This is a genomic window from Mycobacterium sp. PS03-16, assembly GCF_004570325.1.
Classification (GTDB): domain Bacteria; phylum Actinomycetota; class Actinomycetes; order Mycobacteriales; family Mycobacteriaceae; genus Mycobacterium.
Genome location: NZ_SPQO01000085.1, coordinates 1 through 682, shown reverse-complemented (window position 1 = coordinate 682; position 682 = coordinate 1). Strand labels below are relative to the sequence as shown.

Here is a 682-nt window from a genome sequence, read left to right as displayed (position 1 = left end):
TGATGCGGGTCGGCGTGATCGTGGTGGCGGATCGGGGCGTCGCAGTAGGGGGTGCGGCAGGTCTGGTCGCGTAGATCGAGGAACGCCGCCAAGCCGGTGGGGAAGCGCCGGGCCCGGGATTCCATCGCTAGCAGCGCCCCCGAAGCCGGATGGCGGTAGACGCGGCGCAGCGTCGCCTTCGACCGCGCATCCCCGAGCGCGGCGTCGACCATGCGGCGGGCGATGACCGCGGGGATGGGGCCGTATCCGCTGATGGTCGCGGGGGTGGTGGTCCCGCCGAGCAGGGCGTCGTCGGTGAGGACGAGGTTGACCGCGACCGGCACCGTGACCTCGGCGGGCCGGCCGGTGAGGCGTTCGACGAGCGTGTCGGCCATGACCTGGCCGCGCGAGCGGCCGTCGACGGTGGTGTCAGCCGCTCGTTTGAGGGCGGCGTAGACCGCGACGCCCTGGGCGACCGGCAGCAGCGCGCTCACCCAGGTCATGGTGTCGGGGGCGGGGCGGATGCTGACCGTGCGGTCGGCCGGGGCGCGGGCGGCGCGGTCGATGACGGCCTGGGGGTCGAGGCGGTAGGCGATGGCTTTGGCCGCGGCGGTGATCCGCTTGTCGCCCTTTCCCTCCAGCCCGGCCGGGTCGGCGCACAGTTCGGCGTCCAGGGTGCGGCGGTCGGCGAGGCTCAGGCAGG

The 682-nt window shown here is 74.5% G+C and carries 1 protein-coding gene; it reads right to left on the bottom strand.

What is annotated here, in order from left to right; translation table 11 throughout:
- A partial coding sequence (locus tag E4P42_RS26800) for a 13E12 repeat family protein (protein ID WP_245234259.1) occupies positions 1-682 on the bottom strand: 682 nt, incomplete at both ends.